Source organism: Streptomyces sp. NPDC086835 (genome assembly GCF_044745705.1).
Lineage (GTDB): Bacteria > Actinomycetota > Actinomycetes > Streptomycetales > Streptomycetaceae > Streptomyces.
On sequence record NZ_JBIVAU010000011.1, the window covers coordinates 110,957 to 131,533 of the forward strand.

19 protein-coding genes and 2 pseudogenes are annotated in these 20,577 nt (G+C 71.1%); 8 read left to right on the top strand and 13 right to left on the bottom strand.

Annotated features, from left to right (window positions below; translation table 11 throughout):
* Positions 1-84 precede the first annotated feature (84 nt).
* Both ACIPJI_RS30060 and ACIPJI_RS30065 read left to right on the top strand, forming a co-directional pair.
* Positions 85-990, top strand: coding sequence for a 5'-3' exonuclease (locus tag ACIPJI_RS30060; protein WP_356621283.1), 906 nt, complete (start codon positions 85-87; stop codon positions 988-990).
* Between the two features lie 61 nt (positions 991-1,051).
* A complete protein-coding gene (locus ACIPJI_RS30065) occupies positions 1,052-1,903 on the top strand; it encodes a siderophore-interacting protein (protein ID WP_402249919.1) in 852 nt (283 codons plus the stop codon).
* A gap of 255 nt (positions 1,904-2,158) precedes the next feature.
* On the opposite strand, the gene ACIPJI_RS30070 is transcribed toward ACIPJI_RS30065, so the two are convergent.
* Complete coding sequence (locus ACIPJI_RS30070) at positions 2,159-2,782, bottom strand: MerR family transcriptional regulator (RefSeq protein ID WP_307705499.1); 624 nt, start codon at positions 2,780-2,782, stop codon at positions 2,159-2,161.
* 175 nt (positions 2,783-2,957) lie between these two features.
* Here ACIPJI_RS30070 and ACIPJI_RS30075 point away from each other — a divergent pair, with 175 nt between their 5' ends.
* The 4 genes and pseudogenes from ACIPJI_RS30075 to ACIPJI_RS30090 all read left to right on the top strand — a co-directional run bounded on the left by ACIPJI_RS30075 (position 2,958) and on the right by ACIPJI_RS30090 (position 5,801).
* Positions 2,958-3,923 carry a hypothetical protein gene (locus tag ACIPJI_RS30075; protein ID WP_402250108.1) on the top strand — a complete coding sequence of 322 codons (966 nt, stop codon included), beginning with the start codon at positions 2,958-2,960 and terminating at the stop codon, positions 3,921-3,923.
* Positions 3,920-4,374: pseudogene (locus ACIPJI_RS30080) on the top strand (ABA4-like family protein). The gene ACIPJI_RS30075 and the pseudogene ACIPJI_RS30080 overlap by 4 nt, the downstream one beginning before the upstream one ends.
* Before the next feature lie 96 nt (positions 4,375-4,470).
* On the top strand, positions 4,471-5,055 hold the full coding sequence (locus tag ACIPJI_RS30085; RefSeq protein ID WP_307705501.1) for a sigma-70 family RNA polymerase sigma factor: 585 nt from the start codon (positions 4,471-4,473) through the stop codon (positions 5,053-5,055).
* Entirely contained in the window at positions 5,052-5,801 is a 750-nt protein-coding gene (locus ACIPJI_RS30090; protein ID WP_402249921.1) for an anti-sigma factor domain-containing protein, read from the top strand. Before ACIPJI_RS30085 ends, ACIPJI_RS30090 begins: the two co-directional genes overlap by 4 nt.
* A 412-nt stretch (positions 5,802-6,213) precedes the next feature.
* On the opposite strand, the gene ACIPJI_RS30095 is transcribed toward ACIPJI_RS30090, so the two are convergent.
* A complete protein-coding gene (locus tag ACIPJI_RS30095) occupies positions 6,214-7,350 on the bottom strand; it encodes a class I SAM-dependent methyltransferase (RefSeq protein WP_402249923.1) in 1,137 nt (378 codons plus the stop codon).
* 432 nt (positions 7,351-7,782) lie between these two features.
* Here ACIPJI_RS30095 and ACIPJI_RS30100 point away from each other — a divergent pair.
* Positions 7,783-8,529: pseudogene (locus tag ACIPJI_RS30100) on the top strand (ADP-ribosylglycohydrolase family protein).
* Positions 8,530-8,563: 34 nt separating this feature from the next.
* On the top strand, positions 8,564-8,959 hold the full coding sequence (locus tag ACIPJI_RS30105) for a nuclear transport factor 2 family protein (protein WP_356621167.1): 396 nt from the start codon (positions 8,564-8,566) through the stop codon (positions 8,957-8,959).
* A gap of 234 nt (positions 8,960-9,193) precedes the next feature.
* Here ACIPJI_RS30105 and ACIPJI_RS30110 read toward each other — a convergent pair whose 3' ends face one another.
* The 11 genes from ACIPJI_RS30110 to ACIPJI_RS30160 all read right to left on the bottom strand — a co-directional run bounded on the left by ACIPJI_RS30110 (position 9,194) and on the right by ACIPJI_RS30160 (position 20,508).
* Positions 9,194-12,022, bottom strand: a complete 2,829-nt coding sequence (locus ACIPJI_RS30110; RefSeq protein ID WP_402250110.1) for a DEAD/DEAH box helicase — start codon at positions 12,020-12,022, stop codon at positions 9,194-9,196.
* Between the two features lie 162 nt (positions 12,023-12,184).
* Positions 12,185-13,090 (bottom strand): twin-arginine translocase subunit TatC, encoded by a 906-nt coding sequence (gene tatC / locus ACIPJI_RS30115; protein ID WP_356621280.1) that lies wholly within the window; start codon positions 13,088-13,090, stop codon positions 12,185-12,187.
* 98 nt (positions 13,091-13,188) lie between these two features.
* Positions 13,189-13,482 (bottom strand): Sec-independent protein translocase subunit TatA, encoded by a 294-nt coding sequence (tatA, locus tag ACIPJI_RS30120; RefSeq protein WP_159693640.1) that lies wholly within the window; start codon positions 13,480-13,482, stop codon positions 13,189-13,191.
* A 246-nt stretch (positions 13,483-13,728) separates the two neighbouring features.
* Positions 13,729-13,926 (bottom strand): hypothetical protein, encoded by a 198-nt coding sequence (locus ACIPJI_RS30125; RefSeq protein ID WP_307705505.1) that lies wholly within the window; start codon positions 13,924-13,926, stop codon positions 13,729-13,731.
* 44 nt (positions 13,927-13,970) lie between these two features.
* On the bottom strand, positions 13,971-14,243 hold the full coding sequence (locus tag ACIPJI_RS30130) for a hypothetical protein (RefSeq protein ID WP_307705506.1): 273 nt from the start codon (positions 14,241-14,243) through the stop codon (positions 13,971-13,973).
* Positions 14,243-15,265 carry a helix-turn-helix transcriptional regulator gene (locus tag ACIPJI_RS30135; RefSeq protein ID WP_402249926.1) on the bottom strand — a complete coding sequence of 341 codons (1,023 nt, stop codon included), beginning with the start codon at positions 15,263-15,265 and terminating at the stop codon, positions 14,243-14,245. Before ACIPJI_RS30135 ends, ACIPJI_RS30130 begins: the two co-directional genes overlap by 1 nt.
* 13 nt (positions 15,266-15,278) lie before the next feature.
* Entirely contained in the window at positions 15,279-16,238 is a 960-nt protein-coding gene (locus ACIPJI_RS30140; protein ID WP_307705508.1) for a YafY family protein, read from the bottom strand.
* A gap of 125 nt (positions 16,239-16,363) precedes the next feature.
* Positions 16,364-16,738, bottom strand: a complete 375-nt coding sequence (locus tag ACIPJI_RS30145) for an FKBP-type peptidyl-prolyl cis-trans isomerase (protein WP_159693632.1) — start codon at positions 16,736-16,738, stop codon at positions 16,364-16,366.
* Between the two features lie 66 nt (positions 16,739-16,804).
* A complete protein-coding gene (locus ACIPJI_RS30150; RefSeq protein WP_159693630.1) occupies positions 16,805-17,746 on the bottom strand; it encodes an FKBP-type peptidyl-prolyl cis-trans isomerase in 942 nt (313 codons plus the stop codon).
* Positions 17,747-17,865: 119 nt separating this feature from the next.
* The gene (gene pafA, locus ACIPJI_RS30155) at positions 17,866-19,227 is read right to left on the bottom strand and encodes a Pup--protein ligase (RefSeq protein ID WP_307705509.1); all 1,362 of its coding nucleotides are present in this window, start codon (positions 19,225-19,227) and stop codon (positions 17,866-17,868) included.
* Positions 19,228-19,236: 9 nt separating this feature from the next.
* Entirely contained in the window at positions 19,237-20,508 is a 1,272-nt protein-coding gene (locus ACIPJI_RS30160; protein ID WP_356621165.1) for an MFS transporter, read from the bottom strand.
* Positions 20,509-20,577 lie beyond the last annotated feature (69 nt).

Here is a 20,577-nt window from a genome sequence, read left to right on the forward strand (position 1 = left end):
CCGTCACCTCTGGGGGCGCCGGCTCCGGCTGCGGGCCGCCTGTCGGTGGGGTGCGGCATCATCGTCCCTGTGACCCGACGCCTGATGCTCCTCGACACCGCTTCCCTCTACTTCCGGGCCTATCACGGAGTCCCCGACTCGGTCCGGGCACCCGACGGCACACCGGTCAACGCGGTGCGCGGACTCATCGACTTCATCGCACGGCTGGTCCAGGACCACCGCCCGGACGATCTGGTCGCCTGCTGGGACAACGACTGGCGGCCCCAGTGGCGCGTCGACCTGATCCCCTCGTACAAGGCGCACCGGGTCGCGACCGAACACGACCAGGGCCCGGACGAGGAAGTGGTTCCGGACACGCTCACTCCCCAGATCCCGGTGATCGAAGCCGTACTGGCCGCGGTCGGCATCGCCCGCGTCGGCGCCGACGGCTACGAGGCGGACGACATCATCGGCACGCTCACGGCGCGTGCCACCGGCCCGGTCGACATCGTCACCGGCGACCGCGACCTGTTCCAGCTGGTCGACGACGCGCGCGAACGCCGGGTGCTGTATCCGCTCAAGGGGGTCGGCACGCTCCAGACGACGGACGAGGCCTGGCTGCGCGAGCGGTACGGCGTCGACGGGCCCGGGTACGTGGAGCTTGCGCTGCTCAGGGGCGACCCGAGCGACGGACTGCCCGGCGTGCCGGGCATCGGCGAGAAGACCGCCGCCAAGCTTCTCGACGCCTACGGGGACCTGGACGGGATCATGGCGGCCGTCGGCGACCGCGGCTCCAAGCTCACCCCCGCGCAGCGCCGGCGGCTGGACGAGGCCAGGGCCTACGTCACCGTCGCCCCGAAGGTCGTCAGGGTCGCCTCCGACGTGGCGCTGCCCGAGTTCGACGCCGCACTGCCGAGCGCGCCCCGCGACCCGGTGGCCCTCGACCGGCTGACGGAGCAGTGGGGTCTGGGCGGCGCGGTGGTCCGGCTGCTGAACGCCCTGAAGCGCTGAGCCACCGGACGAGGTGTTAACTTAGGTAAGCCTAAGCACCGATCGTCCAGGGAGTAACGCCGTGGCAGACCGAGCGGAACGTCCGGCCCGCACGTCACCGAAGGTCCATGAGGCACAGGTGGTGCGCACGGAACTGATCACCCCGCACATGGTGCGGGTGGTGCTCGGGGGTGAAGGACTGGCCGCGTTCGAGCTCGGCGGCTACACCGACCACTACGTGAAGCTGGTCTTCCCTGCCGACGGCGTCACCTACCCGGAGCCGTTCGACCTCGACCGGATCCGTGCGGAGTTCCCGCGCGAGCAGTGGCCCGCCAACCGCACGTACACGGTGCGGGCCTGGGACGCCGCCCACCGCGAGCTGACGATCGACTTCGTCGTCCACGGCGACGAGGGCCTGGCCGGCCCGTGGGCCGCCCGCGCCCGCGTCGGCGACACGATGCGCCTCCTCGGCCCCGGCGGCGGCTACGCCCCCGCCCCGGACGCGGATTGGCACCTGCTGGCAGGGGACGAGAGCGCGCTGCCGGCGATCGCCGCGTCGCTGGAGCAGATGCCGGCCGGCGCCGTCGTCCACGCCTTCGTCGAGGTCGACGGCCCCGCGGACGAACAGAAGGCCGCCACCCCGGACGGCGTCGGCATCACCTGGCTCCACCGCGGCGACCGCCCGGCCGGCGAGGCACTCGTCGAGGCGGTGACGGCACTGGACTTCCCGGCGGGCAAGGTCTGCGCGTTCGTCCACGGCGAGGCGGCATGCGTGAAGGAACTGCGCCGGCTGCTCCGGGTCGAGCGGGGCGTACCGAAGGAGCAGCTGTCCATCTCGGGTTACTGGCGCCTGGGCCAGACGGACGAGGCGTGGCGCGCGGTGAAGCGCGAGTGGAACGAGCAGGTGGAACGCGAACAGGAGCGGGGCGCCTGAGGTTCGCGCGGGACGGTGCTCGGTGCGGGGCGTGGCCGCGCGGGGCGTGGCCGCGCGGGGCGTGGCCGCTGCGCGGGAGCGTGGCCGCGCAGGGCGTGGCCGCTGCGCGGGAGCGTGGCCGCGCAGGGCGTGGCCGCTGCGCGGAGCGTTTCCCCACCCCGACCCTTCCCGAACCGGCGCGGGGCCCGGGGGCGGAGCCCCCGAAGCACCGCGCGGAGCGCGGTGGCGGGTCCGGGCGGAGCCGGCACGCGACCGTCACCCCTCCCCGTACGCCCGCGACGACCCGTCCGTCTGCGCCAGACGCCGCAGCGCCGCCAGCATCGCGTCCCCGATCACCGTGCCGACCACCACTCCCTCCACCAGGTCGTCCAGACCGATGTGCCGCCCCACGTGGGCGAGGTCCGCGCGGGCCACCGTCTCCGCCGCGGACGCGTAGTCGTCGAGCACTTCGGCGAACGCGCCGTGCCCCACCCGTTCCAGCGCCGCCAGTGCCTCCGTCAGCGCCTCCGCCGCGGGGTGGGCCGCGTCCACGCGCCAGCCGCGGCGCGCGATCAGTTCGCGGACCTTCTCCCGGGCGGCCGGTGACTCGTCGCCGTTCGCGTACCTCGGCACGAGTCCGTCCGTGGCCGCGCCGAGCACCTTGTGGACGGACTTGTCCGGGTCGTCGACGGCCCCGAGTACGTCCCTGATCGAGGCGACGGAGAGCCCTCCCACCTCCAGCAGTGCGCGGATCAGCCGGAGCCTGCGCTCGTGCGCGTCTGAGTAGCTCGCCTGGTTCGGGCTGGTCAACTCCCCTGCCGACAACAGTCCTTCGCGTACGTAGTACTTGATCGTCGGTACCGGCACTCCGGTCCTGCGGCTCAACTCACCGATGCGCACTGCGCGTTCACCCTTCCCCTCTTGCCATCCTCGGCCCCCATCATAGATAGTTCCACTATCTGATAGCGGCAAGCATCACTATCCATAATTTCCCGGGGGTACATCCATGTCTTCTTCCGCGTCCTCACCACCCTGGCTCTCCTGGCACCGGCCGCTCATGATGTTCGCCGCCTCGATGGCAGTGCTGACCGTGATGACGGCCGTTGGGCTGGCGGTGGACGACCGTCTCGTCGCCGGATCACCGGTCTGGTTCAAGCCCTTCAAGTTCTCGGCCTCGTTCCTCGCCTACGCGCTCTCACTCGCGTGGATGCTGTCGTTACTTCCGCGCTTCCGGCGCGCCGGCTGGTGGGCCGGCACCGTCGTGGCCGTCGCCGGCGCGGTCGAGATGGTGCTGATCACGGGTCAGGCGATGCGCGGCAGGCGCAGCCACTTCAACAACGAAACGCCTTTCGACAAGGCGCTGTTCGACACGATGGCCGTGACCGTCGTCGTACTGTGGGCCGCCGCTCTGGTCATCGCCGTACTGCTGTTCCGCACGGGGCTCGCCGACCGGGCATCCGCCTGGGCCGTCCGATTCGGTTCCGTGCTCTCGCTGGCCGGTGCCCTGATCGGCTTCCGGATGGCGCGGCCGACGCCCGAGCAGCGCGCGGAGGCGGAGAGGGGGGACCCGGCGGTCGTCGGCGCGCACGGTGTCGGAGTGCCGGACGGCGGCCCTTCGATGCCGCTGACCGGCTGGGAAATGACGGGCGGAGACCTGAGGGTGCCTCACTTCGTGGGCCTGCACGCGCTCCAGGTCCTGCCCTTCTTCCTGCTCGCTCTGGTCGTACTGGCTCCGCGTTTCGCCCGGCTGCGTGACGAACGCGTCCGGTTGCGGCTGGTCCTCGTGGCAGCGGGGACGTACACCGGGGTCTTCGCCCTGGTGACGTGGCAGGCGCTGCGCGGGCAGGCACTGGTCAGCCCGGACGGCGTGACGCTCGCAGCCGCGGCCGTCCTCCTTCTCGCCGCGGCAGTCGGCACCTGGGCGGCGCTGCGAGGGACCACCCCGCCCGTCGACCCGACGGGCGAGACCAGCAGGACCGGCGGGACCAGCAGGACCGACGGGACCGGCGGATCGGACACACACAAGGAGCTCGCGGCATGACCGGTTTCCTCTTCGAACTGTCCTTCTGGCTCGTCGCCCCCGTCTGGCTGCTATGATCTTCGCGCCGCACCGGCGACTCACTGCCCGTGTCGCGGCCTCGCCGCTGACCGTCGTCCCCGTGCTCCTCGTCCATGTCGCCATGGCGATCCCGGTGTTCCCCGAACTGTGGGCCGCGGTCAGCAGTCCTGACATCGACGTGTTCCGTGACCTCACCGCCCGCGCGAACGGCGCGGGCGCCGTCTGGGCGCAGGTCATCGCATGGGATCTGTTGCTCGGCCAGTGGATGTACCGCGAGGCACGGCGACTCGGCATCCACCCCTTGGTGATGGGGCCGTTGCTGGTGCTGACCATCCTGCTCTCGCCGATCGGTCTGCTCATCTTCCTCGTCGTGCGGGCCGCCCGCCCGGCCCACCGCAGCCCGGCCGGCGGCGAGGCACTCGCGCGGTCGTGACACCATGCCGCGGACCGCACCGATCCGCCGGGCGTCCGGCTACGAATGCCTGGTGGAATGTCCCTTCGACGCGTCCGCACCGTGGAGGATCGCCGCGTGAAAGCAGCCGTACACATCGGTGGGCCCGCCTCTGCGGGCCCGGATCTTCAGGAACTGCTCGGCTTGGTGGCCAGAGGCGACCAGAACGCCTTCTCCCAGGTGTACGACGCGGTCGGCGGCAGCGTCCTCGGCCTGGTCCGCACGGTGCTGCGGGACCCGGCCCAGTCCGAGGAGGTGGCGCAGGAGGTACTGCTCGAGGTCTGGCGCTCGGCCGCCCGCTACCAGCCGTCCCGGGGCTCCGCGATGACATGGATCCTCACGCTCGCCCACCGGCGGGCCGTCGACCGGGTGCGGTCGGCGCAGGCGGCCACCGACCGCGAGCGGCGGGCCGCGCTGCTGGAGCGTACGCCCGCGTACGACGAGGTCACCGAGCAGGTGGACGCCCGGCTCGAGCGTGAGCAGGTACGGCGCTGTCTGCGCACCCTGACGGAGCTTCAGCACGAGTCGGTGACCCTCGCCTACTACCGCGGGCTGACGTACCGGGAGGTCGCCGAGCTGTTGTCCGTCCCGCTGGGCACGGTCAAGACCCGCCTGCGTGACGGACTCATCCGGCTGCGCGACTGCCTGGGGGTGTGCGCGTGAACACCGGTGATCTGCACCTGCTCACTGGGGCCTATGTGCTGCACGCGCTGCCGCCCGGGGAGCACGCCGACTTCGAGAGGCATCTTCCGGGCTGCCCGTCGTGCTCCGAGGAGGTACGCGAACTGGCCGCCACCACAGGCAAGCTGGCCTCGGCGGTCGCCGTCGCACCCCCACCGGTGCTCAAGCAGCGGGTCATGGCCCAGATCACGGCGGAGCGCCAGGCACCTCCGGTGGTACCGCGCCAGAGCAGACGCGGCGGCACGCGGCGCGGGCGAGCGCTCTCCCGCTTCGCGCTGGCCGCGAGCGTCGCCGCGGCCGCCACGTTCGGCTCGGCGGCCCTCTGGCAGTACCAAGAAGCGCAGGACGCCCGGGACTCGGCGCAGCGTACCGAACGTCGGGCGGCGGACCTGGCCTCGGTGCTCGCGGCCCCGGACGCCAAGGTGGTCTCCGGAGGGCTCGCGGAGGGTGCGACCGGCACGGTGGTCGTCTCACGGACCCGTAACAAGGCGGCCTTCCTCACCTCCGGACTGCCTGAGCCGCCCGAGGGCAAGGTGTATCAACTCTGGTTCTCCGACGGCGGTTCCATGAGGTCCGCCGGCCTCATGGACGCGTCGGGCGAGACGGGAGCGGTGGTGATGGAGGGGCCGCTGGACGGCGCGTCCGGCATCGGCATCACCGTCGAACCGGCAGGCGGCTCTCCGCAGCCGACCTCCGACCCGCTGGCCCTGATGACGCTGCCCGCCTGACCGGCCGGCGACCGGCCAGGCCGGCGGCGGTGAGGCTCCACAGGCTGGTGCGACGGCGTACCGGCGCACGGGCCTGTGGGCGGTGGGCGGTGGGCGGGGTCGGTAGGGGGCAAACGCTCTCCCGACCCAGGCGGCCGCCGCGCCGGGACCGGCCCCTGCCTAAAGGCGTGGCGTCCCGGTGCGGGACGGGCAAACGCTCTCCGGCCGAGGCGGCCGGTGCCGTCCCGCCCGAGCCGGCCGCCCCAGCGCCCCGGCCCTAGGGTCTTTCGTTTGGATCAGGCCGGATCAGGGAGCGGGGTCTGGTGCGTGCGATCGCAAGGCGGAGGAGCGAGGCTGGGGACCCCGTGCCCGGAGGGCTACGGGGGAGTGCGTGCCAGACCCCGCGAGCCCGGCATGATCCAAACGAGAGACCCTAGCCCGCCACCCCCTCCGCGGGCTTCGTGAGCTGGAGCTGCTGTACGTCAAGGAGTCCGGACCGGAAGCCTGCCTCCGCGTGGGCCAGGCAGAAGTGCCACAGGCGGCGGAACGTCTCGTCGAAGCCGAGGGCGTCGGCCTCGGCCGCCCGGGCGGTGAACCGCTCGCGCCACAGCCTCAGCGTCTCCGCGTAGTGCGCGCCGAACGCGTCCCGCGCGGTGACGCTCAGCCCGGTGAACCGGCCGGTGAACTCCTCCAGCGCCTGAGCCGAAGGCAGCGGCCCCGCAGGGCAGATGTACTTCTGCGCCCAGTTCCCCGCGGCACGGGAGGCGGGCGTCCGCTCCTGCGGCATCGTGACGGCCTGGAGAGCCGCCCGTCCGCCGGGCGCGAGCAGCCGGTCCAGCATCATCAGGTACTCCGGCCAGAACCCGGCGCCCACGGCCTCGACCGTCTCCACACCGACGATGGCGTCGTACCGGCCGAGCACCCTGCGGTAGTCCCGCAGCAGGACGGTCACCCGGTCGCCCACCCCGGCGGCGCGCACGCGCCGCGCGGCGAGCGCCTGCTGTTCGGCGGAGTGCGTCACCGTCAGGACACGCGCGCCGCGGACGGCGGCCCGTACCGCGAGCTCGCCCCGGCCGCTGCCCATCTCCAGCAACTGCGTGCCCGGGCCTACGTGTGCCAGGTCGAGCAGCCGGTCGATCTTGCGATGCTGGGCGGCGGACAGCAGCTGGTGCTCGGCGGGGAAACCCCGGAAGAGCGCGCAGGAGTAGGTCAGCGTCTCGTCGAGGAAGAGGGAGAGCAGTTCGTGGGCGGCGTCGGCCCGCGCGGCCTTGGGGGTGTGGTGGTGCCGGTCGGACTCCCCGGCCCGCCGGGCACCGCGCGTCCGCTCCAGCGCCTCGGGGACCAGCGCGTCGGCGTGCTCGGCGAGCACGGTCAGAACACCGACGAGATCGGTGGTGTCCCACTCGCCCGCCGTATAGGAGTCCTTGAAGCCGACGAGCCCGTTCGCGCAGGTGCGGCGGAAGAAGGAGTGCGGGTCGCGTACCTCCATCAACGGTCCGCCGCGGCCGACGGGTCGCGCGGTCCCCGCGAGCCGTATCCGCAGCGGCAGCCGGCCGATCGTGTGCCTCATGCGCCTCTCCGCTGCCGCCGCGCGCAGCCAGGAGGACTTGGGGAGGCGGGCGACGTCCGGTCGGCGGCGCGGGTCGACGGACGCCGTTCGCGGGGTCGCGGAAATGACGGGCACGCTCACTGGACACCCTCCTGAGGGAGATGGCGGTGACGGGTCGAACGGGCGGTCCACGCGGACGGGGTACGTAGCCGTGCACCGTAGGCGGGCCTGGACGGGAGGACGTGGACCCGTCCGGCCACCCCGCTGCCCGTCATGGCCGTGCGCCTGCGCTGCACCGTCGTCCCCATTCCCCACCGGGCCGGCCTCGCGCCGTCCTCAGCCGCTATTCGCGGCCGGGGCTTCCATGGATTGGTGTCCGGCGGATCTTTTGCCGACCGGCTGCGAACTCCCTGCTCATGCCCAAGTTGCCTTCTCCGCGCGGAACCTGACGGGATGACGGACGAGCACCTTGATGCCCGCACGAGCCGCGCTGTCGGCGCCGTCGTCGGCTCCGCGGTCGGCGACGCCCTGGGCGCGCCGATCGCTCCTGGACCAGGGCGGACTGGAACCGGCGGACCTGTTCCGCCGGTTCCAGCGCTGGGCGGCGGGCGAGCCCAAGGACATCGGGCTCCAGACGGAGCAGGTCCTGACCAGTGGCGACCCGTGGGACACGGCCGCGGGGCCGCACTTCGCAGGACAGGGCGGGCGGCAGGGAACGGCTCGCTGATGCACGCGGCCACCTCCGCGGTGTACTTCGCCGGAGCGGGCCGCCGGGCGACCATGGACGCTGCCCGCCGTATCGCGGCCCTCACCCACGGCGACCGGGCGGCCTGGGAGGGCACGGCGTTCCTCCACAAACTGATCCGCGTCGCGCTGGACGGCGCGGACCCGTCGGCCGCCGTCCCCGGGACCCTCCGGCACGTCCACCCGGACCACCGTGCCCGCTGGTCGACTGTCCTGTCCCCCGGCCGGCATCCCGACGACGCCACCGAGGACACCGTCGCGGCGGTGACGGGGGCGCTGGCGGGCGCGGTCCACGGCATCGAGGCGGTCCCGGAACGGTGGACGGCACCGCTGCACGTGCCGCTGCCGGGCTTCGGCGACCGGCTGCTGCGGTGCCCGGAGCTCACCGCCCTCGCCGTCGCCCTGGCCGGGACCCCGTCCGTGGACAGCCGCCAGGACCCGGCGGATGATGGATGAAAAGGAAATTCAGTGACGGAAGGTGTGGATCACCATGTCCGAACACCCGGACTGCGCCCTCGTCCGCCGGGGTTACACAGCCTTCGTCTCCGGTGACATGAAAACTCTCGGCAAGCTGATGACGGCCGACGCCGTGTACCACGTCCCCGGCCACAACCCGCTCTCCGGGCACCACAAGGGCCGTGAGGCCATCCTCGACCTGTTCCGGCGTATGGGCGAGGAGACCCAAGGAACCATGCAGATCCAGCTCGAGGCGGTGCTCGCAGACGGGCGCGGACACGTCATGTCCTTCCACACCGCCCGGGCCGACCGCGGTGACCGGGGCATCGAGATCCGCGAAGGGCTCTTCTTCACCATCGTGGACGGCAAGGTCACCGACATCGACGAATGCACGGAGGATCTCGACGAGATGGACGCCTTCTGGAGCTGACGGCCGAGGCCGCGGCCGTCCAGCGGTCCGGCCGTCCACGTGCGCGGCCGCCCGACCCGGCACGTGAACGGCCGGGCGAGCGGCGCCCATCGAGCCGGTGGAGCCGGGTGAGCCGCCCTCGTCGGACACCGTCGGACCACAAGAGTCAGCCCACCTCGGACCGGTCGACCGACCGCGGGGCCCTGAAGTCTGCCCCCACCGCGTGCCCAGGAGTCAGCCTCCGCCTGGGACCAGTCAGCCCACCGAGCTGTACGCCACCACTCCGCGCAGCAGCGCGTCGACCGCCTTGCGGGCATTCTTCGACACGGTGCTGTTCTCCCGGGGCGCGGCCGCCGCGATCTGGCCGAGCACGTCGATGACCTGCTTGCACCAACGCACGAAGTCGCCGGCCGGCATCCCGACCTCGCCGAGCACCTCGTCGAGCCCCTTGTCGGAGGCCCACTGGTGGGCCGCCCAGGCGAAGCCGAGGTCCGGCTCCCGCTGTCCGACGCCCTCCGCCTGGTTGATCCTGAACTCTTCCTCCAAGGCGTCCAGCCGGCCCCAGATGCGGACCATCTCGGCGAGCGCCACCTTCGCCCTCCCGGCCGGGACCTTGGGTGCGACCGCGTCGTCCGACTGCCGCGCCTCGTACACCAACGCCGAGACACAGGCGGCCAGTTCCGCCGGGTTCAGTCCCTCCCAGACGCCTTCGCGCAGGCATTCGCTGGCCAGCAGGTCCAGTTCGCCGTAGAGCCGTGCCAGACGCTTGCCGTCCTCGGTGACCTCGTCGCCACGGAGGTAGTCCATCTCCGTCAGCAGGGCCACGATCCGGTCGAAGGTCCGCGCGATGGTGTTCGTACGACCCTCGATACGGCGCTCCAACTGCCGGGTGTCGCGCTGGAGACGGAAGTACCGCTCGGCCCAGCGGGCGTGGTCCTCGCGTTCGTCGCAGCCGTGGCAGGGGTGGGCGCGTAGTTGGGCGCGCAGCCGGGAGATCTCACGGTCGTCGGCCGCCGCGGACCGACGCTTGCCGTGCCGCTCGGGCACGATGTGCCCGGCCTTGGTGCGCAGCGCGGAGGCGAGGTCCCGACGCGACTGTGGGGAACGGGGGTTGAAGGACTTCGGGATCCGCATCCGCTCCAGCGCCTCGACCGGCACCGGGAAGTCGATCGACGCCAGCCGCTTGACCTGCCGCTCGGAGGTGAGAACCAGTGGCCGCGGCCCGTCGTGGTGCTCGAGGCCGCGGTGACCGTTGGTGCGGCCGGCCGGGAGCCCCGGGTCGAGGACGAGTGCCAGCCCGGCGAACTTGCCCGTCGGGACATGGATGACGTCGCCCGGCTTGAGCTTCTCCAGGGAGGTCGCGGCGGCGGCCCTGCGCTGCGCGGCGCCCTGCTTGGCCAGCTCGGTCTCGCGGTCCTTCAAGTCGCGGCGCAGCCGTGCGTACTCGGTGAAGTCGCCCAGGTGGCAGGTCATGCCCTCCCGGTAGCCCTCGAGGCCTTCCTCGTTGCGCTGCACCTGTCGGGAGATGCCGACGACGGACTTGTCCGCCTGGAACTGCGCGAACGACGTCTCCAGCAGTTCCCGCGAGCGGTGCCGGCCGAACTGCTGGGTGAGATTGACGGCCATGTTGTACGACGGCTTGAAGCTGGAGCGCAGCGGGTATGTCCGGGTGCCGGCGAGCCCCGCCAGCGCCTCCGGGTCCATCGCACGCTGCCACAGGACCACCGCGTGCCCCTCGACATCGATGCCGCGGCGCCCGGCACGGCCGGTCAACTGGGTGTACTCGCCGGGGGTGATGTCCGCGTGCTGCTCGCCGTTCCACTTGACGAGCTTCTCCAACACCACGGAGCGGGCGGGCATGTTGATGCCCAGCGCCAGTGTCTCCGTGGCGAACACGGCCTTCACCAGGCCCCGTACGAAGAGTTCCTCGACGACTTCCTTGAAGGTCGGCAGCATGCCGGCGTGGTGCGCGGCGATGCCCCGCTCCAGGCCCTCCAGCCACTCGTAGTAGCCGAGGACATGGAGGTCCTCGCCCGGGATGGAGGCGGTCCGGTCCTCGACGATCGCGCGCACTTCTCTGCGCGCGTCCTCGTCGTTGAGCCGCAGACCGGCGTACAGGCACTGCTGCACGGCGGCCTCGCAGCCCGCCCGGCTGAAGATGAACGTGATGGCGGGGAGCAGTCCCTCGGAGTCGAGCCGGTCGATGACCTCGGGTCGGGCGGGGGTCCAGATGCGGCTGCGCTGGCGCCGCTCGCGCTCCCGGTCGGCCTCGCGCACCATCTTCCCGCGGCGCCGGTCGCGCGGGTTGTAGGTGCGGCTGTTCTCCATCCTGGCCAGCCGTACGAGGTCGGGGTTGACCTCGCGGCGGGCCACTCCGCGGCCGCCGTGGTCGGTCTCCTCCTCGAAGAGGTCGTACATCCGCCGTCCCGCGAGGACGTGCTGCCACAGCGGCACGGGCCGGTGTTCGGAGACGATGACCTCGGTGTCGCCGCGGACGGTGTCGAGCCAGTCTCCGAACTCCTCCGCGTTCGACACGGTCGCCGAGAGTGACACCAGGGTCACCGACTCGGGGAGGTGGATGATCACTTCCTCCCAGACGGCGCCGCGGAAACGGTCGGAGAGGTAGTGCACCTCGTCCATGACGACGTAGCCGAGGCCCAGCAGCGACTGGGAGCCCGCGTACAGCATGTTGCGCAGCACCTCGGTGGTCATGACGACCACCGGAGCACCGGAGTTGACGCTGTTGTCGCCGGTCAGCAGACCGACCTTCTCGGCGCCGTAGCGCTTGACCAGGTCGGTGTACTTCTGGTTGGAGAGCGCCTTGATGGGCGTGGTGTAGAAGCACTTGCGGCCCTGCTCGAGGGCGAGGTGGACGGCGAACTCGCCGACGATCGTCTTACCCGAGCCGGTGGGCGCGGCGACGAGCACGCCCTTGCCCGCCTCCAGGGCCTGGCATGCCTCGATCTGGAAGGGATCGAGGTCGAAGTCGTACATCGCTCGGAAGGGGGCCAGCGCAGTGGCCTCCTCGGCGGCGCGGACGCGGGCGGCGGCATAGCGCTCTGCGGGAGAGAGGTCCTCGGTCATCTTGTTCACGAGCCTACCCGCCCCCTCTGACACTGAGCGGATCTTTAATCGGACGAGAGCACCTACCGCTTGGAGTACCCGCGAGGGCCTGCGGCGATGCATACGCGGGCGGGGCCCGCCGGATCGGCGGGCCCCGCTCACGGGCCTGATGGCGGTCGCGCCTCAGGTGATGTCGTCGTAGCCGTTCAGGCGGTTCGTGCGGCCGCCGTCGGCCTCGCCGGTGGCCTGCTCGGGCAGCGCGCGCGCCGTGGCGGAGACGGGCTCCACCTCGCCGAGCGCGGCCGGCGTGAGGTCGAGGTCGGAGGCCTCGTCGTCGTCGAGTTCCGCGTCGGGGTCGTTACGGCGGCGGCGCCGGTCGTTGAGCATCGAGAACCCGACCGCGCAGAAGTAGAGCAGGATGATCGGACCGGACAGGGCGACCATGCCCAGCGGGTCGGTCGAGGGGGTGGCGATCGCGCCGAAGACGAAGATGCCCATGACGGCGCCGCGCCACCAGCCGAGCATCCGCCGGCCGGTCACCATCCCGGTCAGGTTCAGCATGATCAGGAGCAGGGGCAGCTCGAACGAGAAACCGAAGATCAGCACCATCCGGACCGTGAAGTCCAGGATCTTGTCCACGCTCAGCAGGTTCTCGGCGGGCGCGGGCGTGATCGAGAGCAGGACCTTCATGCTCACCGGCATGACGAGGTAGGCGAAGTACGCGCCGCCGGCGAACAGCGGCGCGGCCGCGGCGGCGAAGTAGTAGCTGTACTTCTTCTCGTTCTTGTGCAGGCCGGGCGCGACGAAGGCCCACATCTGGTAGAGCCAGACCGGGCAGGACACGATGATGCCCGCCATCAGCACGACCTTGACGGTCGTGGTGAACGGCGACAGGAGGTCGGTGTAGACGACCCTGGCGCAGACGCCGCCCTTCTGGGGGCCGTCCCCGACGCACTCGGGCACCGGTGAGGTGAGGAACTCCATCAGCTCCTGGCTGTACGCCACCGCGGCGATGGAGGCGATGACGATCGCCAGCATCGCCTTCGCGAGCCGGTTGCGGAGCTCACGAAGATGGTCCGCGAGCGGCATGCGCCCCTCGGGGTCCTTCTCCTTCAGTTTCGAGCGGGCAGGCTTGAGCAACCCACGTCCTCATCTCGTGCGGCAGGCCACGGTCACGTGACCTTGGGTCAGCGCTGGGGGGTGTCGGTGGGCTCGCTCACGGGGCGGGCGCTGGTGACGTCGCCGGGCGCCGCCTGGATGGTGCGGTGCGGGGTCTGGCTGTCGCCCTGGGCCGGGTCCTTGGGCTCCGCGGGGGCCGCCGCGGGCTGGCCCTCGGACTTCATCGCCTTGGCCTCGCTCTTCAGGATCCGCGCCGACTTGCCGAGCGAACGCGCCATGTCCGGAAGCTTCTTGGCGCCGAACAGCAGCAGGATGAGGAGCGCGATGATGATGATCTCGGTGGGCCCGATCTGTCGGAACATAACTGTGTCTACCTTCTCACCGAGGCGGCTTGGGGCTCTGGCTGCTGATCGCGGTAGGACAGGCGTCCGAACCGCGACCGGCAGCGATCGTAACTCGCACGGGTAAACGCATGGCAATCCCCGTGCGTACTCCCGTCAGCGGTCGGCGCCTCATCACCGGTGCCGCCATCAGCAGCGTACCGCCAGGGCCTGTGCCGCAGCAGGGGGCGTCCGCGGTCTCCGGCAGGGCTCGAGCGTCCCGTCCGCTCAGCGGAGAGTCTCGCCCGAGCGGGCCAGGGACGTGGCGGCCCGTTCCAGGTCCTCCGCTGCCCTGTTGATCCGGTCCGTGGTGCGGGCGACCTCGCTGCCCAGACGCCGGGCCTCGATGAAGACCCTGATACCGAGGACGCCGAGGACGGCGATCCCGAGGAAGCCGAGTGCGATGGCGAGCATGGGCCAGAACATGCGCAGAGCCTAGACCGTTCCTGGAGCGGTTTCCGAGCGGGACGTCACACGGTGGAATGCAGGCGCAGTGTCCGCACCCCGCCGCCGGTGAGCAGTTCCACGATGCGTTCCCCTGCCGGCTTGCGGACCGCGGAGCCGCATTCGGGGCAGGTGAAGGAGTAGAACGTGGTGCGGCGGCTGCCGCCTATCGCCAGGCGCAGGGCGCCGGCGGACAGCTCGAACCGGGCGCGGCAGTCGGGGCACGCGGCCTTGAAGAGCACCGGCCCGACACGGGCGGGGACAGGCGTCATCGCCGGAACACCGGGTGTCAGGGTCATCAGGCGCCGGCTCCCTGTTCTTGACGGTCCTGGTGCTCCTGGCGTTCTGCGCGGTGCTCCTCGGCCTCGTAGGCGGTGAGCGCCTCGCGCGCGGCCGTGCGGGCGCTGTCCACGAGGTCCTGCGGCGACACGATCCGGCCGTCCCTGCCCAGCCGCAGCGCCAGCCGGCGCAGTGAGGCGGGCGACGGCGTACGCAGCGTGATGCGCAGACCGCCGTCGGGCAGCTCCTCCGCCAGGTCGTGCGGGTAGTACTCGGCGACCCAGCGTCCGCCGGGCGCCACCTCCACGACGACCTCGGGATCGTCGGCGGAGGGCTGCACCAGGCCCTCGGAGAGGTCGCGCAGCTCGATCTCGGGCGGCGCGGCGGGGGCGTCGAGCAGCCGGATCTCCGCGACCCGGTCGAGCCGGAAGGTGCGGCGCGCCTCGGAGAGGCGGCACCAGGCCTCCATGTAGGTGTGGCCGACGGCGAAGAGCCGGATCGGGTCCACCTCGCGCTCGGTGAGCTCGTCGCGCGCGGGCGAGTAGTACTTCAGCCAGAGCCGCCGGCGCTCGGAGATCGCCCGGTCCACCTCGGCGAAGACCCCGCCCTCCGATTCGAAGGTCACCGAGAGCCGGGAGGAGGCGCCCGCCGCCTCGCCGGCCGCGCCTTCGATCTTGGCGGTGGCCCGTACCAGCGCCTCGCGGTCGCCCTCCCGCAGTCCGGGCAGGGTGGCGACGGCGCGGGCCGCGACCAGCAGCGCGGTCGCCTCGTCGGCTGCGAGCCGCAGGGGCTCGGCGGTGGACTCGCCTGACGCGTCCGGGTTGCGCCACCAGATCCGCTCGCCGTCGGTGTCGATGTCGAGCAGGTCGCCGCCGCGGAAACTCGTCCCGCACATGGGCAGCACGTCGAGGTCGGAGATCAATTCGTCCTCGGTGATGCCGAAGGCGCGGGCGACGTCCGCGATACGGGCGCCGGGGCGCTCGCGCAGATACGTCACCAGCGACAGCATCCGCCGGGTCTGGTCGATGGCATTGATCGCCATGTCGTGCGCCCCCTCAGCCCTTGGCCACGGCGCGCAGCCGGTCGACCACGTCCGCCCGCAGGTCCGCGGGCTCCAGCACGACGACGTCCGGGCCGAACTCGACGAGCCAGGCGTCCAGACCGTGTCCGTACGGGATCTCCAACTCGTCCCACCCGTCGCCGAGTTCCCGTACCTCGGTCGCCCTCGAGCGCAGCGGGTAGCCGCAGTCGGTCCGCAGCCTGATGCGAGCCGAACGGGTCGCCGTCTCCCCGGCCCAGCTCTCGACGGTCTCGCGGACGGTGACGACGTCGGGTACGGGCGCGGTGAACGCTCCCGAACGGGACGTACGCACCTTGCCGGTGATGCGCGAGAGGCGGAAGACCCGCTCGGCGCCACGGCTGCGGTCGAAGCCGGCCAGGTACCAGTGGCCCCGCCAGCACTCGAGCGTCCACGGTTCCACATGGCGCTGCTCGGGACGGGCCGAATTGGCCTTGCGGTAGTCGAAGAGGACCGGCCGGCGGTCGCGGCAGGCCAGCATCAGCGGTTCGAAGGCCGCCTCATGCACGGGGATGCGCGGTTCGAGGGCGCTGTGGTGGAGTTCGTAGGCGTCCTCGGCCTCCGGCATGCCGGCCGCCCGCAGCTTCTGCAGGGCGCCGCTGGCGGCCCCGGCGAGCCGCGCCTGCTGCCACACCTTGGCGGCCAGGCCCAGGGCGGCGGCCTCCTCGGCGTCCAGGGTGATGGGCGGCAGCCGGTTGCTGTCGCGGCGCGCGAGATAGCCGATGTCCCCGTCGAGGGACTCCACCGTCTCGATCACCAGGCCGAGTTCCCGCAGATCGTCCTTGTCCCGCTCGAACATCCGGTTGAACGAGTCGTCGGAACCTGCTTCGAGGTAGGCCTCGATGGACCCGCGCAGCTCGCGCTTGCTGAGGGGACGCCGGGTCCCCAGCAGACACAGCGCCAGATTCATCAGCCGCTCGGCCTTGGCAATCGCCATCGACGCCCTTCACCTCTTTTATGAAATCCCTTACGCCCGTCGACCGTACCGCCCCAGGGTGTCCCGACAAAAGCGAGGGCCCGTGCCGGCAGGCACGGGCCCTCGCGTCGTCGCTCTGCGAGGCCTCAGACCGCGACGAGGTCGCAGACGAAGATCAGCGTCTCGCCCGGGGCGATGGCGCCGCCGCCGGCGCCGCGGTCACCGTAGGCGAGGTGCGCCGGGATGGTCAGCTGGCGGCGCCCGCCGACCTTCATGCCCTGCACGCCCTGGTCCCAGCCGGAGATCACCTGGCCGACGCCCAGCTGGAACTGCAGCGGGGTGCCGCGGTTCCAGGAGGCGTCGAACTCCTCACCGGTGGAGAAGGCAACGCCCACGTAGTGGACGGAGACGGTGTCGCCCGCCTTCGCCACCGGGCCGTCGCCCTCCCAGATGTCCTTGATCTCCAGGTCGGCCGGCGGCTCGCCGCCCGGGAAGTCGATCTCGGGCTTCTCGATGCTCACGGTCTTGCTCCTTGCGTTTCTCTGTGTGATCAACCGGGACAGTCTTGCAGAACGTCCCGGTCGTCCCTACTGAACGGCCAGGATGTCGACCGTGAAGACGAGGGTGGACTTGGCCGGGATGCCCTGCTGCTCCTGGTCCCCGTAGCCCATGTCCGGCGGGACGACGAGCAGCACGCGGCTGCCGACCTTCTTGCCCTCGAGGCCCTTCTGCCAGCCCGGGATGACCTGGGCGAGCGGGAAGCTCACCGGCGCGTTGCCCCTGGCGTAGCTGCTGTCGAACTCCTTGCCGTCCTTCCACAGGACGCCCTGGTACTTCACGGACAGGGTGTCCGTGGCCTTGACCGCGGGACCGGTTCCCTCGATCACGTAGTTCGACACCAGCTTGGACGGCGCGTCCTTCTTGGGCACCGTCAGCGACGGCTTCTCGCCGTCGGTGTTCGTGCCGACCTTGGGCAGGTCGATGTTGTCCTGGGCGACCTCGCTGCCCTTGGCGGACGTCGGGAGCGTGGTGCCCTTGACGATGTCCATGACGAAGACCAGCGTGGAGTTGGCCGGGATGCTGCCCTGCTCCTGCGCGCCGTAACCGAGCTCCGGCGGGATCGCCACCTCGAGACGGCTGCCCACCTTCTGGCCGTCGAGCGCCTTCTGCCAGCCCTCGATGACACCGCCGCCGCCGAGCGTCACGGTGAACGGCTCGCCGCGGTCGAAGCTGTTGTCGAACGGCTCCTCGCCGTCCCACACCTGGCCCAGGTAGTCGACCTGGGCGACGTCGCCCTTCTTGAGGGTCTGGCCCTTGCCCTCGCTGACGACGTTGACCTTCAGGTCCTTGGGAGGCTCGCCCTCGCCCTTGGCAAGGGTCGGCTTCTCGCCGAACTTTGCACCCTCGGTGATCGTGGGCAGCCCGTTCGTCATCGAGGTGGAAGCGGAATCGGAGCCCTTGTCGTCACCGCATGCCGCTGTCGTCAACAGCAGCAGGGGTACGACGAGCAGGCCGGCAAGTCGGCGCACGTGTTCCTCAGATCTCTAACGGCTTGGTAGATGCGGACACTCTAGGGCGTGCCGAGGGCCCCGCACGAGAAACGTACGGGGCCCGGGTGACGTTCCGACACGAGTGCGACGGACCGGGATCACATGCCGGCGATGAGCTTCTCCACCCTGTCGTCGACCGACCGGAAGGGGTCCTTGCACAGCACCGTGCGCTGCGCCTGGTCGTTGAGCTTGAGGTGCACCCAGTCGACGGTGAAGTCCCGCCGCTGCTCCTGCGCCCGGCGGATGAAGTCGCCGCGCAGCCGCGCCCTGGTGGTCTGCGGGGGCACCGACTTGCCCTCGAAGATCTTCAGGTCGTTGCAGATCCGGGCTGCCTGGCCCTTCTTCTCGAGGAGGTAGTACAGCCCGCGCCTGCGGTGGATGTCGTGGTAGGCGAGGTCTATCTGCGCGACCCTCGGATGCGACATGGACATGTTGTGCTTGGCGCGGTACCGCTCCAGCAGCTTGTACTTCATGACCCAGTCGATCTCGGTGCCGATCCGGTCGAGGTCCTCCTCCTCGATCGCGTCCAGCGTGCGGCCCCAGAGCTCCAGGACCTGCTCGACCGTGCCGGTGCGGATGCCGCGGCGGTCGACGAAGTCGACGGCCTTCTCGTAGTACTCCCGCTGGACCTCGAGCGCGGAGGCCTCCCGGCCGCTGGCCAGGCGCACCTTGCGCTGACCCGTTATGTCGTGGCTGACCTCGCGGATGGCCCGGATCGGGTTCTCCAGCGTGAGGTCGCGCATGACCGTGCCCGCCTCGATCATGCGCAGGACGAGGTCCGTCGCGCCGACCTTCAGCAGCATCGTCGTCTCCGACATGTTGGAGTCGCCGACGATGACATGGAGCCGGCGGTAGCGCTCGGCGTCCGCGTGCGGTTCGTCACGGGTGTTGATGATGGGGCGCGAGCGGGTGGTGGCGGAACTGACGCCCTCCCAGATGTGCTCCGCGCGCTGGCTGACGCAGAAGACCGCTCCCCGGGGCGTCTGCAGCACCTTTCCCGCGCCGCAGATCAACTGCCTCGTGACGAGGAACGGAATCAGGATGTCGGCCAGCCGCGAGAACTCGCCATGGCGCGCGACGAGATAGTTCTCGTGGCAGCCGTAGGAGTTTCCCGCCGAGTCGGTGTTGTTCTTGAAGAGATAGACGTCGCCCGCGATTCCCTCCTCGTGCAGGCGGCGTTCGGCGTCGACGAGAAGGCCTTCGAGAATGCGCTCGCCGGCCTTGTCATGCGTGACCAGCTCGGTCACGTTGTCGCATTCAGGTGTTGCGTATTCCGGATGCGAACCCACGTCGAGGTACAGGCGGGCTCCGTTCCGCAGAAAGACATTGCTGCTGCGGCCCCATGACACGACACGGCGGAAGAGGTAGCGCGCCACTTCGTCAGGTGACAGTCGGCGCTGTCCCCTGAACGTGCACGTGACGCCGTACTCGTTCTCCAGCCCGAAAATGCGGCGGTCCATGTCTGAACATTACGCCTCACGGCCTGAGCTGAAACCGGGTTGGGCGGCACCGTTTCGATCATTTTCCGATGAGTGGCTTCCGGAGCCCGTGATGCCGTCGGTGCGGCCGGGAACCGCGAGTACCCGCTGAGTGGCCGTCAGAACCAGCAGCGCCGCGATCCCTCCGGCCCCGGCGACCGCGAAACTCCACGCGGTACCGCCGATCTCGACGGCCGGGCCGGCCACCGCCGTGCCGGCGGCCGCGCCCACGCCGAAGGTGGTCACGAGCCAGGAGAACGCCTCGGTGACCGTGCCGCGCGGCGCGTGCCGGTCGACGACGATGAAGGCGCAGGCGATCGCCGGCGCGAGGAACACGCCCGCGACGGCCGACAGGGCCGTCATGGCGGCCACGCCGGGGGTGAGGATCAGCGGGAGGTACCCGGCCGCCAGCAGCGCCACGATGATCCGCAGCCGCCGCTCAGGGGCGCCTGCCCACTGCCGCGCCCCGTACACCGAGCCGCCGACGAGGGCGCCGAGGCCCAGCGCGGCCATCAGCCAGCCGTACACCGACTCGCGCCCGTGGTCGTCGGCGTAGGCCACGCCCGCGACCGTGATCGAACCGAGGGCCAGGCCGACGAAGAAGAACGCGCCGAGGAGGGCGAGCAGTCCCGGCGAGCGCAGCGCGCCCAGCCAGTGGGCCTCCCGGGGCGCGGAGCGCCAGGCGCGGGACGGCTTCGACATCACGACCGACAGAGCGCCTACGACCCCGATGACGTTGATGACGAACAGTGCGGCGCCGGGCGACCACAGCGACACGAGCAGCGTCACGAGCAGCGGTCCGACGGTGAACATGATCTCCTGGGCGACCGCGTCCATGGCGTACGCCCGGTGCACACGGTCCTCGCGGCCCAGCACGCTGGGCCACAGCGCTCGCAGCCCGCCCTCGAGCGGCGGGGTGAACAGGCCCGCGACGCTCACGGCGGCGTAGGCGAGGACCAGCGATCCGGTGCCGGCCGCCGCGAGGAGGAACATGCCGAGTGCGGAGACGACGGCGGCGGGCAGCTGCACCCGCGGCTGCCCGTACAGGTCGACGGCCCGGCCCAGCAGCGGCTGGCCGACGGCGGTGGCGAGGCCGTAGACGGCGGCGAGCGCGCCCGCGAGCGTGTAGCTGCCGCCTTCCGCGCGGGTGAACAGCACGATGGCGATGTGCGCGGTCGCGTTCGGCAGCCGCCCGACCAGGGTGCCGGTGAGCAGGCGTGCCGCATGCGGGGCCTTGAGGATGTCTGCGTACCCGGCGGCCATGCCGTCCCCTCTCCCCCGGCTTCCGTCGAGGTTTTACGTATAACGTGAGGGTCCATACGTACCATGTCG